Here is a 14,130-nt window from a genome sequence, read left to right as displayed (position 1 = left end):
ATGCGCGCCAACGACCTGCCGCTCGCGCGCTGGATCGCGCTGCTGTTGCCGCTCACGCTGATCGCGGGGGCGCTCGGCTCGCAATATCTGGGCGGGCTGTATCCGTGCGAGATGTGCCATTGGCAGCGCTGGCCGCATTATGCGGCGATCATACTGGCGGCGCTGTCGTTCTTCGCGCCGCGTACCTCGGCGAAACGGCTGCTGGTAATCCTTGCCGCGCTCGGTATTCTGACCAGCGGGCTGATCGGCGTGTTCCACGCCGGCGTCGAATATCATTGGTGGCAGGGCGTCACCGCCTGCGCGAACACGCTGCATGCGACCGGCGGCGATCTGCTGGCGGCGATCGTGCGGCAACCGGTGGTGCGCTGCGACGTGCCGCAATGGTCGGTCCTCGGCATCTCGCTGGCCGGGTTCAACGCGATCTTTTCGATCACCGGTGCGTTGGTGGTGCTGATGCTGGCGACACGGAGGCGGACATGAGCAAGTGGCGACCCGGCGATCCCCGGCCCGGCGGTGTCCGATCCATGATTCGCGTCGATCAAGCGGGCGAATATGGCGCGACGCGCATCTATGCCGGACAGTTGGCGGTGATGGGCGACCGCAGCCCGATGGCGGCGGCGATCCAGGGCATGGCGTTGCAGGAGGCCGAGCACCGCGCCTATTTCGACGCGCTGATCGCCGAACGTGGCGTGCGGCCGACGATCATCCAGCCGATCTGGGACGTTGCCGGTTTTGCGCTGGGGGCGGCGACGGCGGCGCTCGGGCCGGAGGCGGCGATGGCGTGCACCGCCGCCGTCGAGACCGAGATCGACAAGCATTATGAGGATCAGCTCACCGAACTGGGCGACGACGATCCCGAACTCGGGGCCGCGATCCGTAAATTCCAGGCCGAGGAGCTGGAGCATAAGGAAGCGGCGCTGGCACACGGTGCCGAACGCGCGCCCGCTTATCCCCTGCTGTCGGCGGCGATCCGCGCGGGCTGCCGCATCGCCATCGAAGTTTCGAAACGCATTTGATCGTCAGGGCGTTACCCCGACAGGAGGATTTTGTGATGACCCGCATGTTTCTGGCCGGTGCCGCCGCGATCGTCGCCTTTGCCATGCCGGCGGTGCCCGCCAATGCGCAGGTCCGCAACGGTACGCTCGTGATCTATGGCAATGACAAATGCCCGACCAACGCCGATGGTGAGGAGATCGTGGTCTGCGTTCGCCGTGGCGAACAGGAACGGTTCCGCATTCCCAAGGAACTGCGCGACGGCGAACCGACCCGCGACGGCGAAAGCTGGGCCACCCGGGTCGAGGACAATCTGAACGCGGGCGCAAGCGGAATCGGCAGCTGTTCGACCGCCGGTGTCGGCGGGCAGACCGGATGCTTCGTCCAGCGCGCCAATGCCGCGCGGGCGGAACGTCGCGCACGGCGCGATGCCGAGGCGAACGTCCCGCTGCCGTGACGGCGGTCCGCTGACCGGTAGCTATTTCGGGGCTTTACCGGGACTGCAGCGCGATATAGCGCGATGACATGGGTCCTGCCCGTTCGTGCTGAGTAGGGGCTGAGCTTGTCGAAGACCCGTATCGAAGCACTTGGCCACCGACCGTCCTTTGATACGCTGTTTCGACAAGCTCAACAGCTATTCAGGACAAGCGGACGGGTCTGAAGTCATCGGACTGTAAACCCGGCATCGGCCGCACCCCCGCGTAGGAAGGGCCAGAGCCGGTTAGCTATCGCCTGCGTCCGTGGCCCTTGCCCCCGCCTGTGGCGCGTTGCGCCGATAGGCAGGTTCAGGCGGCAGTCCGGTACCCGCGACAATCGCGACAGAATGCTACGGCGCGACGCTCACGCGCCCAGCACGTGCATCCACATCGGTCGGCCAAGCACGCTGGTCGAGCTTTCCAGCTTCTCCAGCGCCTGCGCGACGCTGCGCTCCGGCCCTTCATGCGTGACGATCGCCACCAGCACGCTGCCATCGGCATTCGCGCCGCGCTGGATCAGGCTTTCGATCGACACGCCGGCATCGCGCATCGCCGCGGCGATTTCGGCGAGGACGCCGACCTTGTCGGTGACCTGCAACCGCAGATAGGCGCGGCCGCGACGGTCGCCGGTCGGTTCGGGGGCCGCCGGGGTCAGGTCGGCGACCGGCATTGCATAGGGCGGGCCGAATTCGCCACGGGCGATGTCGATCAGGTCGGCGACCACCGCGCTGGCCGTCGGACCATCGCCGGCACCGCGCCCCTGAAAGAACAGCCGCCCGACGAAATTACCCTCGGCGACCACGGCATTCAGCGACCCGGTAACATGCGCCAGCGGGTGGTCGAGCGGCACGAGGTGCGGATGGACCCGCTGGAACAGCCCGCGCGGCCCCGCTTCCCCCACCCCGACCAGCCGGATGCGATAGCCGAGCGCCGCCGCTTCGGCGATATCGGCGGCCAGCACGTGGCGGATGCCGGTGACCGCCACCGCATCGAACGCCGGCTGGGTGTTGAAGGCGAGGCTGGCGAGGATCGACAGCTTGTGCGCGGCATCGACGCCGTCGATGTCGAAGCTCGGGTCGGCTTCGGCAAAGCCCAGCGCCTGCGCCTCGGCCAGCACCTCGGCGAAATCGCGCCCCTCGGCCTCCATCTTCGACAGGATGAAGTTGCAGGTACCGTTGAGGATGCCGAAGACCTGCGAAATCTCGTTGGCAGCCGCCCCTTCGCGCAGGCCCTTGACGACCGGCACGCCGCCCGCGACCGCCGCCTCGAACTTCAGCGCGACGCCCTTGCCCTCGGCGGCCTTCGCCAGTTCGAGGCCGTGATGCGCGATCATCGCCTTGTTGGCGGTGACGAAGCTCTTGCCCGCCGCCAACGCGCCGCGCGCCAGCGTCAGCGCAGGGCCATCCGATCCGCCGATCAGTTCGACCACGACATCGGCATCGCCCGCCTGCACCAGCGCGGCGGTGTCGTCGACCCATTGGTAGCGCGACAGGTCGACGCCACGATCGCGGCTGCGGTCCCGCGCCGATACCGCGACGACCTCGATCGGGCGACCGGCCCGGCGTGCGATCAGCGCGCCGTTGGTTTCGATCAACCGAATCACGCCCGCACCCACGGTTCCAAGGCCGGCAATGGCGACGCGGAGCGGTTCGGTCATGATATCCTCGGTTCGTTGCGACATAAAATTGCGGCCGGAGCGTCGCCCCGGCCGGTTTCGTGTCTCTAATGGGTGCGACGCGGGAGGGAAAGGGTGTTGGGTACACCCATCGTCATCCCCGCGCAGGCGGGGATCCATAGACGCCAGCGTTTCGAACGAACCGTGACGACAGCGTTCGTGGATTCCCGCCTTCGCGGGAATGACAGGGAGCACGGCTTACGGCTTGATCAGCCCGATCTCGACCAGCCGCTGGTAGAGATAGTCGTGGGCGGTGATCGGCGTTTCGTAGCGATTGGGGCGTTCGTCCGAGATACAGCCCGGCAGCGTCTCGATCAGGAAATCGGGGGCGGGATGCAGGAAGAACGGCATCGAATAGCGCGAATGGCCGCGCCGTTCGGGGGCCGGATTGACGACGCGGTGGGTGGTCGAGGGCAGGACATGGTTGGTCAGCCGTTGCAGCATGTCCCCGACATTGACGACCATCGCGCCCGGCGGCGGTGCGACCGGCAGCCAGCGCCCGTCGCGGTCGAGCAGTTCGAGACCCGCTTCCTCCGCCCCCAGCAACAGGGTGATGAGGTTGATGTCCTCATGCGCGCCGGCGCGCACTTCGGGCGCATCGGCCGCAACCGGCGGATAGTGGAGCAGGCGCAGCACCGAATTGCCGTCCTTGACCGCAGGGTCGAACCAGTTCGGCGCCAGCCCCAGATAGCGCGCGATCGCCGACAACAACCGGTCGCCCGCCGCATCCAGCGCGGCGAACAGGTCGAGGAACGCCTCGCGAAACCCCTCCGGCCGGTCGGGCCAGACATTGGCGGGCATGACGTCGCCATAGCGGTGCCCGGCGGCAAGTTCGCGGCCGACATGCCAGAACTCCTTCAGATCGACATGCGTCGCGCCCTTGGCGATCTCGGTCTTGAACGGGGTATAGCCGCGCGCACCGCCGCCGCCCTCGACGAAATAGCCGCGCTTGTCCGCCTCGGGCAGGTCGAAGAACGCCTTGGTCATCGCCCATGCGCGATCGATGATGTCGCTGTCGACACCATGGTCGGATACCATCGCGAAACCGAAGCGTTGGAACGAGCCGCCGAAATCGCGGGCAAAGCCATCGGGGTCCTGATCCGCCTGCGCCATCGAAATCAACGGAACCTGCGAAAGCGGCGTGTCGGCCATGGGTCTCAAATCCTGAAAGATACCGGAACGAAGCCATGAAGATAGACGCCCGGCCCGCCCACGAACAGGGTCATCCTTTGCGTGACGCAGCGCCCGAGTTCCGGCATGGGGATGATGCGATGCAACAACGATCCGATCCCCTGTCGCCCGACACCTTCGCCGCGTCGGCCGACGCCACGCCCGCATCCGACAGCGGCGGTGGATCGGCGGACCGTTCGCCGCTGCCATTCGGGGAGTTCGTGACGCTGATCGCGGCGTTGATGGCGTTGACTGCGCTCGGCATCGATTCGATGCTGCCCGCACTGCCCGCGATCGGCGATGCGCTGGGCGTCGCCGAACCCAATACGCGGCAGTTCGTCGTTACCTCGTTCCTCCTCGGCTTCTCGATCGCGCAGCTGGCCTATGGTCCGCTCGCCGATCGCTATGGCCGGCGGCCGGTGCTGATCTTTGCGCTGATCGCGAGCACGATCACCAATCTGGTCGCGGCGGTATCGGGCAGCTTCCTGCTGCTGCTGATCGCACGTTTCGCATCGGGCGCGGCGGTGGCGGGCGGACGCGTGGTCACCGTGGCGCTGGTGCGCGACTGTTATTCGGGGCGGGCGATGGCACGGGTCATGAGCCTCGCCTTCATCTTCTTCATGGCTGCCCCGGTGCTGGCCCCGACCTTCGGCCAGTTCGTGCTCGCCTTCGCATCGTGGCGCTGGATCTTCGGCGGGATCGCGATCGTCACTGCCGCGGTGTTCGCGTGGTTCGTGCTGCGGATGCCCGAAACGCTGGCCGAATCGGACCGCGCGCCACTCGACCCCAGCCGGATCATGGCCGGCTATCGCATCGTCCTGCGCGATCGGTATGCGGTCGGCTATACCGTAGCGGCGGCGCTGCTGTCGGGCGGGCTGTTCGGCTTCGTCGGGTCGATCCAGCAGATCATGGAAGTGACGTTCGGCCGCCCGAAGCTGCTGACGGTCGTATTCGCCTGCGTCGCGGGTACGATGGCGGCGGGGTCGTTCTTCAATTCGCGGATCGTGATGCGTTTCGGCACGCGGCTGATCTCGCATGCCGCCTTGCTGGGGCTGGTCGCGGTCGCGGCGGTCCATCTGGCCATCACGCTCGCCGGCCTCGAATCGCTGACCAGCTTCATCATCCTGCAGGCGATCATGATGGCCTGTTTCGGTCTTGCCTCCTCCAATTTCTCGGCGATGGCTATGGAGAATATGGGGTCGATCGCCGGCACCGCCTCGTCGTTGCAGGGATTCGTGTCGATGCTGGGCGGCGCGGTGCTGGGCGCGCTGATCGGTCAAGCATTCGATGGGACCACCGTACCGCTCTATGGCGGGTTCCTGTTCCTTGGGCTGATCGCGCTGCTCGTCGTGTTTCGTACCGAACATGGCCGCCTGTTCCGCCGGGGATAGGAACCGGGGCGCGATGCGGCGGGTTTCCCTGTCCTAACCAGCAGGAGTCACGCGATGGGTGGTCATCAGGTAAATGGTCAGGGGTCGGGCGACGACGGCTATGACGAGGACGGCTATGACGAAAGCCAGCGCGCCGAAATCCTCGAAGCGACCCGCGACGGACCCAGCGACGGCACGATCCTGACCGACCTCGAACCCGATCTCGGCCTGTCCGACGATGAGGACGAGGACGAACTCGACATGGTCGACGACGAGCTCGCCGAAGAGGATGAGACGGTCACGATCACCGGGCAGGGCGATCAGGCCGAGGACGAGTTGCAGGAAGATTTCGACGAGGACAATCTGGCCGAAGACGGCGACCTTGCCGATGCCGATCGGGACGCGATCGAACCGTGAGGACGGCGGCGGTTGCCGGGCTGGCGGTGCTGCTGTCGGCGTGCGGCGGCGGCGAGGCGGGTAACGAGATGGCGGCGGCGAACGACGCCGCCGTCGCTGCTGCCGAATCGACCCCCGTTGCCGGTGCCCCGACACCGGTGACGCCGTCAACCACATTGCCGCCCGGCGACGGCATTCCCGGCGTATCGGCCCCGCCCCCGGCCAATGACGTCCGCGCGGTCGCCACACCCGATCCCATGGCGACCGAAGCAGGTCCACAGGAAGCGGTGGCGGTGCTGAACCGGTATTTCGCCGCGATCGACAGCGGGCGATATGACGATGCCTACCGCCTGTGGAACGGGCGTGGCGAGGCGGCCGGCATGTCGGCCAAGGCGTTCGCCGATTCCTTCGCCAAATACACCGAGTATCGCGCGACGATCGGAACGCCCGGCCGGATCGATGCCGGGGCCGGGCAACGCTATATCGACATACCGGTACGGGTAATCGGACGGTTGCGGGACGGGACGCCGGTATCGCTCGCCGGGCCGATCACGCTGCACCGGACCGGCGATATCGACGGCGCGACCGCCGAACAACGGTCATGGCGTATCCAGACCAGCGGGCTGAAGCCGCGCCCTGCGACCGCCCCTACGCAATGAGCCCGCCTCGCTACACCCGACAGATCACCGCCGGTCCCGACGACATCGATGAGCTGGGCCATGTCAACAACGCCGTCTGGGTCCGCTGGATTCAGGACGTGGCGGTCGCGCACTGGCACGCACTGGCCACGCCCGAACAACATGCGGCCTATGTCTGGGTCATCACCCGCCACGAAATCGACTATCGCGGCAGTGTCCTCGCCGGGGAAACGGTCACCGGCGAAACCTGGGTCGCCGATGCCCCGAAGGGGGCGAGGTTCGACCGGCTGATGCGGTTTACCGGCACGGATGGCCGGGTGAAGGTCGACGCCCGCACGACATGGGCATTGCTCGACCGGCAGAGCGGGCGACTGCTGCGCGTGCCTGCCGAGGTGGTCGATCGGTTTACGCGATAACCGTCCATCACTCCCGCGAAGGCGGGAGTCCATACACGCTACCGGCGCGGCCCGTGTCGCCAACGTAAGCGCCTATGGATTCCCGCCTTCGCGGGAATGACGAAGGAGGCTTCCCCGGTTGAGAGATCCGCCTGCGATCACCGCAGCAGGAAGCGGACCGAGACATTGATCGTCATATCCTGTTCGCCCGCCGCGACCGGCGTCGAATCGGCCATTTTCACCATGCGCGCCATTTGCAGCATCGGCATCGGCGGCTGCGGCAATTGTCCGCCGTCCTCCGCGATCAGCAGGATGCGGTCGACCCGCAGCCCGGCAGCGCGGGCATAGAGATCGGCACGGGTACGCGCCCGGCGGATCGCGTCGGTGCGGGCTTCGTCGAGCGCGGCATCGGCGGCATCGACCGACAGCGTCGGCCCGTCGATCTGGTTCGCGCCCTGCGCCACGAGTGCATCAAGGATCGCGCCGCTCTTCGCCACGTCGCGGAACCGGACCGCGACACTGTTGCTCGCCTGATAACCGGTGATCGCCGGGGGCTGGTTTTCGGCATAGCGATATTGCGGCTGCAACTGGATCTGGGCCGTCTGGATATCGCGATCGGCGACCCCGGCGCGGCGCAGCGCGGCGACGACGCGGGTCATGCGCTGGCTGTTGTCCGACAACGCCGCCGCAGCCGTCGCCGCCTGACTGACCACCCCGGCGCGGATGGTGGCGATGTCGGGCACGCGCGTCGCCTTCCCGGTCGCGCTGATGTCGAGCAGCGTCCCGTCGGTCAGGACCGGCGCCGACGCCGACACCGTCGATTGCGCGGCGGCGGGAAGTGCGGTGCCGATGGCGGCAAGGATCAGGACGGAACGGAGCATCGACAATTCCCTTTCGACTATAGTCACGACGAACGACCGGTCGTTACGCATCCGCCGCAAAACGTCGCATGAACGCAATCGATGCAGCCCTTGCCGTGCTTATCGAAAAACGCGATGTCTATGCTTGAGGGAAGTGCTGTATTCGGGTAATACAGCATGGAATTGGCTGGGGGCCTTCCAACAGGATGGGGTGGATGAATTACGAATCGACGTCGATCGCGGGTGACCGCCAGCTTCTGACCGGACCCGACGGCGCGAAACGTTCGCGCCGCCGTGCCGTCATCGTCGGGATCGTGATCGTCCTGCTCGTCCTGCTCGGTGCCTTCTGGGCATTCGGTCGCAAGGGGGGCGACGCGCCGGCCGCACAGGGTGCGCCGCCCGCCGCTGCCGGCGGTACGCTGCCCAAGGTGACGGTGGTGGTTCCCGGTCGCGACACGGTGACCCGTGCGGTCACCGGTACCGGATCGCTCGCTGCCCGCCGGGAAATGCCGGTCGGCGTCGTCGGCGAAGGCGGTCTGGTCACGCGGGTATTCGTCGAGCCGGGCAGCTGGGTAAGCGCCGGACAAGTGCTGGCGACCGTCGATCGCTCGGTCCAGGCGCAGACCGCCGAATCGCTTTCGGCGCAGGTGCGGGTCGCCCGCGCCGATGCGCAGATCGCGCAGACCGAACTCGATCGCTCGAACCAGCTGGTCGAGCGCGGCTTCGTGTCGAAGGCCGATATCGATCGCAAGACCGCGACCCGCGACGCCGCCAACGCCCGCGTCCGGGTGGCGCAGGCGCAACTGGCCGAGACGCAGGCACGCAACCGCCGCCTCGACATCCGCGCGCCCGCCGCCGGCCTCGTGCTGACCCGCGCGGTCGAGCCGGGTCAGGTCGTCGGCAGCGGCAGCGGCGTGCTGTTCCGCATCGCGATGGGCGGGCAGATGGAAATGCGCGCGCAGCTGTCCGAGGCCGATCTTGCCAATGTCCGCGCCGGTTCGGCGGCGCAGGTCGTGCCGGTCGGCGATACCCGCGTGTTCAAGGGGCAGGTGTGGCAGGTCGCACCGATCATCGACCCGCAGACGCGACAGGGCATTGCCCGGATCGCGCTGAACTACGACCCGGCGCTGCGTCCCGGCGGCTTTGCCAGCGCGCGCATCGGGGCGGGTGCCTCGACCGCGCCGCTGCTGCCCGAATCGGCGGTGCTAAGCGACGACAAGGGCAGCTATGTCTATCTGGTCGATGCGCAGAACAAGGTGATCCGCCGCGACGTCCGCGTCGCCGAAGTATCGGACGAAGGTGCGCTGATCGCCTCCGGGTTGATCGGCGACGAACGCGTGGTCGCAAGTGCCGGCGCGTTCCTGAATGTCGGACAGGAGGTGGTGCCGGTACGCGCCGCCGCCGCTTCCGCTCGCAAGGAATAGCGCCATGGGCTTTCGCAACATTTCGGCATGGTCGATCCGGAACCCGGTACCGCCGCTGGTGCTGTTCCTCGCGCTGACGATCGCCGGGATCGTCAGCTTCATGCGCATGGATGTGAACCAGGACCCGGATATCGAATTCCCGGTCGCGATCGTCGTGATTACCCAGCCGGGTGCTGCGCCTACCGAACTCGAAACGCAGGTGACGCAGCGCGTCGAGGCGGCGGTGCGATCGTTGCAGGGCATCGACCAGATCGAATCGAGCGTTACCGAAGGGTCGTCGCAGACCGTCATCCAGCTCGATATCGGCACGCCGATCGACCGCGCCGTCAACGACGTGCGTGAAGCGGTGAACCAGATTCGCGGCCAGTTGCCCGACGGCATTCTCGAACCGCAGGTCTTCCGCGCGAATACCACCGACAAGGATCTGGCGTCGTGGACCGCGATCGCCGACGACATGACCGCCGAACAGCTCAGCTGGTATGTCGACAATACCGTCGCCAAGGAATTGTTGGGTATCGAGGGCATGGCGACCGTCGAACGCGTCGGCGGCGTCGACCGCGAAATCCGCGTGACGCTCGACCCCGCCCGGTTGCAGGCGCAGGGGCTGACCGCGAGCCAGGTCAATCAGGCGCTGCGCCAGGTCAATCTGAACGCGGCGGGTGGTCAGGCGGAAATCGCCGGCACGCAGCAATCCGTCCGCGTGCTCGGCAACGCCGCCACCGCCTATGCGCTGTCGCAGACGCAGGTGCCGGTCGGCAGTGGCCGCTCGGTCCGGCTGGCCGACATCGCCGACGTCCGCGACGCCTATGCCGAACCCACCAGCCGCGCCGAATATAATGGTCGCCCAGTGCTGGCGTTCGATATCAAGCGCGCCAAGGGCGCGTCGGACGTGACCGTGTTCCACGAGGCGGAAAAGAAGCTTGCCGACCTGCAGAAGCGTAATCCGCAGGTTCGCTTCGCCCTGCTGTCCAATTCGGTGAAGTTCACCGAAATCCAGTATCATTCGGCGATGACTGCGATGGTAGAGGGCGCGCTGCTCGCGATCGTCGTCGTGTTCCTGTTCCTGCGCGACTGGCGCGCGACGATCATTTCTGCGCTCGCCATCCCGCTGTCGGCGATTCCCGCCTTCTGGTTCATGGACATGCTGGGCTTCACCCTCAACCAGATGACGCTGCTGGCGCTTAGTCTGGTCGCGGGGGTGCTGGTCGACGATGCGATCGTGGAGATTGAGAACATCGTCCGCCACATGCGCATGGGCAAATCCGCCTATCAGGCATCGATCGACGCGGCCGACGAGATCGGCATCGCGGTGCTGGCGACGACGATGGCGATCGTCGCGGTCTTCCTGCCCGTCGGGTTGATGCCGGGCATTTCGGGCCAGTTCTTCAAGAATTTCGGCCTGACCGTCGTCGCGTCGGTGCTGATGAGCCTTGCCGTCGCGCGACTCATCACGCCGATGATCGCCGCCTATTTCCTGAAGGCGCACGGGTCCGCCAGCCATGGCGAAGGCTGGCTGATGGACCGGTATATGGGCGTGCTGCGCTGGACGCTGCGCCACCGCTGGTCGACGATCGTCGGCGGCGCCGTGGCGCTGACGCTGACCGTCATCATGTTCATGGTCCTGCCGCAGACCTTCCAGCCGCCGCAGGACCGCGACCGCGTGACCGCCAGTGTCGAAATGGTGCCCGGCACCACCCTCGAACAGACCGCGGTCGTCGTGAAGCGCGTCGAGGATCTGTTGCGGGCGCAACCGCTGGTCAAATCGGTCTATTCGTCGAGCTATGCGGGCAACGGCCGGGTGACGGCCGAACTGCTCGACAAGCCGAGCTTCGGCCAAAGCGTCCGCCACACCTTCGGGCTGGTCGACGACGCGACCTATGACGCGATGCGCAAGTCCAAGAGCACCGAGTTCGAACGCGGCCTCGCCCCCCAGCTCGCCGCCATTCCCGATGCGCGGGTAACCTTCCGGTCGCAATTCGGCTGGGGCGGGTCGAGCCGCGACCTGTCGATCACGCTGGGCGGCGACGATCCGGTCAAGCTGAACGAAACCGCGAACCAGCTGGTCAAGCAGATGGAAAAGCTGCCGATGGTCGTCGCCCCGCGCGTGTCGGGCGATCTGAAGCGGCCGGAGATCATCATCCGGCCGCGCAGCGACCTCGCCGCCAGCCTCGGCGTCACGACCGCCGCGCTGTCGGGGGCGATCCGCATCGCGACGCTGGGCGATATCGACCAGAACAGCGCGCGCTTCTCGCTGTCCGACCGGCAGATCCCGATCCGCGTCGCCCTGTCGCGCGATGCCCGGTCGCGGCTGTCGACGATCCAGAACCTGCCGGTCCCGACCGGCAATGGCGGATCGGTGCCGCTGTCGGTGGTCGCCGATATCGGCTTCGGCGCCGGCCCGACCAAGATCGACCGCATCAACCAGCAACGTCGTTTGGTCGTCGGCGCCGATCTGGCCCCCGGCGTGGTGTCGGGCGTCGCGCTGGAGGCGATCCACAAGCTGCCGATCATGCAGAACCTGCCGCTGGGCGTCACCGAACTGACCGTCGGTCAGGCGAAGTGGCAGAGCGAGATGATCACCAACTTCATCGTCGCGGTGATTTCGGGCATCCTCCTCGTCTTCGCGGTGCTGGTGCTGCTTTACAAGCGGGTGATGCCGCCGTTCGTGAACATGGGATCGCTGTTCCTCGCACCGCTGGGCGGGCTGCTGGCATTGTGGATCACGGGCAACCCGATCTCGATGCCGGTCTATATCGGGCTGCTGATGCTGCTCGGCATCGTCGCCAAGAACTCGATCCTGCTGATCGATTTCGCGCTGGAGGAAATGGAGAAGGGCGTCGACAAGGAGGTCGCGATCCTCGATGCCGGGCACAAGCGTGCGCAGCCGATCGTGATGACCACCGTCGCCATGGTCGCCGGCATGGTGCCGACCGCGATGGCGCTGTCGGGCGACGCATCGTCTCGCGCGCCGATGGGCATCACCGTGATCGGCGGGCTGGCACTGTCGACGCTGCTGACGCTGCTGATCGTGCCGGGCGCGTTCAGCCTCGCGGTCGGGCTGGAACGCTGGGTCGGTCCGCGCCTGTCGCGGCGGCTGCTCACCTATCGTCCGGGCGATGGCGACCGGCCGGCGATCGAACATCAGCCGGGCGGGCAATTGCCGCCGGCCGACGGGCCGAAGTCGCTGCCGGCGGCGGAATGACCCACCGCCATCCGGTTCGCGCCCGTCGCGAACCGGATGGCGATGCCAGCGATTGAACTTTCCCCGCAGCCGGCGATTGTTTCGCTGATGCCACGATCTTCCACCATCGCTGGGGCCGGCGATGCGGTTCCCCTTCCCTTACGCCGGATGCGGCGGCTCGCCACCTTCATGCTGGTGGCGATGGCGGGGCTGTTCCTGCTGTCGCGGCGGCTGGAGGGGGTCCACCCGGCATGGGGCTTCGTTCAGGCCTTTGCGGAGGCGGCGATGGTCGGCGGCCTTGCCGACTGGTTCGCGGTCACCGCGCTGTTCCGCCATCCGCTCGGCCTGCCGATCCCGCATACCGCGATCATCCCGCGCAACAAGGACCGGATCGGCGACACGCTGGCCGCGTTCCTGCGCGACAATTTCCTGACCGCGCATGTCGTCGCGCGCCGCATGCACCGGGTTGACGCCGCCGCCGTCGCCGGCAAGTGGCTGGCCGACCCGGCGACGCGCAGCGGGCGGCTGCGGCATGGCGCGTCGCGGCTGGCGGTCAACGTGCTGGAGGGCCTCGACCCCGATCAGTTCGGGACGATGGTCCGTGGCGCGCTCGCCAACCGGCTGCGCGCGATGCGGGTGTCGCCCGCGCTTGGCCGCACGCTGGCGGCGGCGATCGCCGAGGATCGCCACCTGCCGCTGATCGACGCCATCATCCGCTGGACGTCCAAGACGCTCGACGCGAACGAGGAACTGGTCCGCACGATGATCCAGAAGCGCGCGGGTGCCGTGTTGCGCTGGACCGGGCTGGACGCGACGCTGGCGACGTCGGTGCTGAACGGCCTGCACAAGATGCTGGCCGACGTCGCCGAAGACCCGACCCATCCGCTGCGCGCCAAGGCGAACGAGGGCCTCGCGCTGCTGGCCCACGATCTGCAACATTCGCCCGAGATGCAGGCCAAGGTCGAACGGCTGAAGAACGAGCTGATCGAAAACCCGGCGCTGGCCGGCTGGTGGATGGGGGTGTGGGAAAAGATTCGCGGCGGCCTGCTCAACGCCGCCCGCAATCCCGACCGTGCGCTGGCCGGACCGATCGGCGAAGCGATGCGGCAACTGGGGCTGACGCTGCAATCCGATCCGGTACTGAAGGCAAAGGTCAATCGCTTCGTCCGCCGCGCGGTGGTCGGGGCGGTCGCCGATTATGGCGACGGCATCGTCCGGCTGGTGTCGGACACGGTGCGCGGCTGGGACGCGCAGACCATCACCGGCCGCCTCGAAAACGCGGTCGGGCGCGACCTGCAATTCATCCGGATCAACGGCACGCTGGTCGGTGGCACGGTCGGGCTGGCGATCCATGTGGTCGATATCTGGCTGTAACGTCGACGCTGGTGAACCTTCGAACGGCCCCTCCCTCATCGCCCCGGACCTGAGCAAGGCGTCTGCGCAAGTACCAATTCTCGACCCTGCCGTACCCCCGCTTGCGTGGGGGTACGGCGAGTTTCGGCCAAGCTTGCGTCTTTCGCAAAGGTCTCGACCTGATCCGATGTGACAAAAG

The 14,130-nt window shown here is 67.1% G+C and carries 13 protein-coding genes; 10 read left to right on the top strand and 3 right to left on the bottom strand.

Going from position 1 to position 14,130, the window contains the following annotated elements; translation table 11 throughout:
- The 3 genes from ASE90_RS12640 to ASE90_RS12630 are packed head-to-tail and all read left to right on the top strand — an operon-like array spanning position 1 to position 1,450.
- Complete coding sequence (locus tag ASE90_RS12640) at positions 1-480, top strand: disulfide bond formation protein B (protein WP_056001147.1); 480 nt, start codon at positions 1-3, stop codon at positions 478-480.
- Entirely contained in the window at positions 477-1,016 is a 540-nt protein-coding gene (locus tag ASE90_RS12635) for a demethoxyubiquinone hydroxylase family protein (RefSeq protein WP_056001144.1), read from the top strand. The genes ASE90_RS12640 and ASE90_RS12635 overlap by 4 nt, the downstream gene beginning before the upstream one ends.
- A gap of 35 nt (positions 1,017-1,051) precedes the next feature.
- Positions 1,052-1,450, top strand: a complete 399-nt coding sequence (locus ASE90_RS12630; RefSeq protein ID WP_056001141.1) for a hypothetical protein — start codon at positions 1,052-1,054, stop codon at positions 1,448-1,450.
- 383 nt (positions 1,451-1,833) lie between these two features.
- Here the strand turns inward: ASE90_RS12630 and ASE90_RS12625 are convergent, their stop codons facing one another.
- Together ASE90_RS12625 and ASE90_RS12620 are read right to left on the bottom strand one after the other, a co-directional pair.
- Positions 1,834-3,126, bottom strand: coding sequence for a homoserine dehydrogenase (locus ASE90_RS12625; RefSeq protein ID WP_056002264.1), 1,293 nt, complete (start codon positions 3,124-3,126; stop codon positions 1,834-1,836).
- A gap of 216 nt (positions 3,127-3,342) precedes the next feature.
- Entirely contained in the window at positions 3,343-4,296 is a 954-nt protein-coding gene (locus ASE90_RS12620; RefSeq protein WP_056001138.1) for an isopenicillin N synthase family dioxygenase, read from the bottom strand.
- 119 nt (positions 4,297-4,415) lie between these two features.
- Here ASE90_RS12620 and ASE90_RS12615 point away from each other — a divergent pair, with 119 nt between their 5' ends.
- Genes ASE90_RS12615 through ASE90_RS12600 form a run of 4 tightly spaced genes read left to right on the top strand, consistent with a single transcriptional unit; the run spans position 4,416 to position 7,134 of the window.
- Complete coding sequence (locus tag ASE90_RS12615; protein ID WP_082449784.1) at positions 4,416-5,705, top strand: multidrug effflux MFS transporter; 1,290 nt, start codon at positions 4,416-4,418, stop codon at positions 5,703-5,705.
- Between the two features lie 54 nt (positions 5,706-5,759).
- Complete coding sequence (locus ASE90_RS12610; protein WP_056001134.1) at positions 5,760-6,101, top strand: hypothetical protein; 342 nt, start codon at positions 5,760-5,762, stop codon at positions 6,099-6,101.
- On the top strand, positions 6,098-6,739 hold the full coding sequence (locus tag ASE90_RS12605) for a hypothetical protein (protein WP_056001131.1): 642 nt from the start codon (positions 6,098-6,100) through the stop codon (positions 6,737-6,739). Before ASE90_RS12610 ends, ASE90_RS12605 begins: the two co-directional genes overlap by 4 nt.
- A complete protein-coding gene (locus tag ASE90_RS12600; protein WP_056001128.1) occupies positions 6,736-7,134 on the top strand; it encodes an acyl-CoA thioesterase in 399 nt (132 codons plus the stop codon). The genes ASE90_RS12605 and ASE90_RS12600 overlap by 4 nt, the downstream gene beginning before the upstream one ends.
- 137 nt (positions 7,135-7,271) lie before the next feature.
- Here the strand turns inward: ASE90_RS12600 and ASE90_RS12595 are convergent, their stop codons facing one another.
- Positions 7,272-7,994 carry an SIMPL domain-containing protein gene (locus tag ASE90_RS12595; RefSeq protein ID WP_162233614.1) on the bottom strand — a complete coding sequence of 241 codons (723 nt, stop codon included), beginning with the start codon at positions 7,992-7,994 and terminating at the stop codon, positions 7,272-7,274.
- Positions 7,995-8,188: 194 nt separating this feature from the next.
- On the opposite strand from ASE90_RS12595, the gene ASE90_RS12590 reads away from it, so the two are divergent.
- The 3 genes from ASE90_RS12590 (at position 8,189) to ASE90_RS12580 (ending at position 13,952) form a co-directional block, all read left to right on the top strand.
- Positions 8,189-9,397 carry an efflux RND transporter periplasmic adaptor subunit gene (locus ASE90_RS12590; protein ID WP_056001125.1) on the top strand — a complete coding sequence of 403 codons (1,209 nt, stop codon included), beginning with the start codon at positions 8,189-8,191 and terminating at the stop codon, positions 9,395-9,397.
- Between the two features lie 4 nt (positions 9,398-9,401).
- The gene (locus ASE90_RS12585) at positions 9,402-12,599 is read left to right on the top strand and encodes an efflux RND transporter permease subunit (protein ID WP_056001123.1); all 3,198 of its coding nucleotides are present in this window, start codon (positions 9,402-9,404) and stop codon (positions 12,597-12,599) included.
- An 87-nt stretch (positions 12,600-12,686) separates the two neighbouring features.
- A complete protein-coding gene (locus ASE90_RS12580) occupies positions 12,687-13,952 on the top strand; it encodes a DUF445 domain-containing protein (RefSeq protein ID WP_235531802.1) in 1,266 nt (421 codons plus the stop codon).
- The last annotated feature ends 178 nt before the right edge of the window (positions 13,953-14,130 follow it).

Source organism: Sphingomonas sp. Leaf67, assembly GCF_001421965.1.
GTDB lineage: Bacteria > Pseudomonadota > Alphaproteobacteria > Sphingomonadales > Sphingomonadaceae > Sphingomonas.
This window is presented reverse-complemented; position numbering and strand designations above follow the sequence as displayed.

What these genes read in the sequence shown, in the direction of transcription:
- ASE90_RS12600 (WP_056001128.1), top strand. Translation starts at nt 6,736, where the DNA reads ATGAGCCCGCCTCGCTACACCCGACAGATCACCGCCGGTCCCGACGAC.
- ASE90_RS12580 (WP_235531802.1), top strand. Translation starts at nt 12,687, where the DNA reads ATGCCACGATCTTCCACCATCGCTGGGGCCGGCGATGCGGTTCCCCTT.
- ASE90_RS12635 (WP_056001144.1), top strand. Translation starts at nt 477, where the DNA reads ATGAGCAAGTGGCGACCCGGCGATCCCCGGCCCGGCGGTGTCCGATCC.
- ASE90_RS12630 (WP_056001141.1), top strand. Translation starts at nt 1,052, where the DNA reads ATGACCCGCATGTTTCTGGCCGGTGCCGCCGCGATCGTCGCCTTTGCC.
- ASE90_RS12595 (WP_162233614.1), bottom strand. Translation starts at nt 7,994, where the DNA reads ATGCTCCGTTCCGTCCTGATCCTTGCCGCCATCGGCACCGCACTTCCC.
- ASE90_RS12615 (WP_082449784.1), top strand. Translation starts at nt 4,416, where the DNA reads ATGCAACAACGATCCGATCCCCTGTCGCCCGACACCTTCGCCGCGTCG.
- ASE90_RS12640 (WP_056001147.1), top strand. Translation starts at nt 1, where the DNA reads ATGCGCGCCAACGACCTGCCGCTCGCGCGCTGGATCGCGCTGCTGTTG.
- ASE90_RS12585 (WP_056001123.1), top strand. Translation starts at nt 9,402, where the DNA reads ATGGGCTTTCGCAACATTTCGGCATGGTCGATCCGGAACCCGGTACCG.
- ASE90_RS12620 (WP_056001138.1), bottom strand. Translation starts at nt 4,296, where the DNA reads ATGGCCGACACGCCGCTTTCGCAGGTTCCGTTGATTTCGATGGCGCAG.
- ASE90_RS12590 (WP_056001125.1), top strand. Translation starts at nt 8,189, where the DNA reads ATGAATTACGAATCGACGTCGATCGCGGGTGACCGCCAGCTTCTGACC.
- ASE90_RS12625 (WP_056002264.1), bottom strand. Translation starts at nt 3,126, where the DNA reads ATGACCGAACCGCTCCGCGTCGCCATTGCCGGCCTTGGAACCGTGGGT.
- ASE90_RS12610 (WP_056001134.1), top strand. Translation starts at nt 5,760, where the DNA reads ATGGGTGGTCATCAGGTAAATGGTCAGGGGTCGGGCGACGACGGCTAT.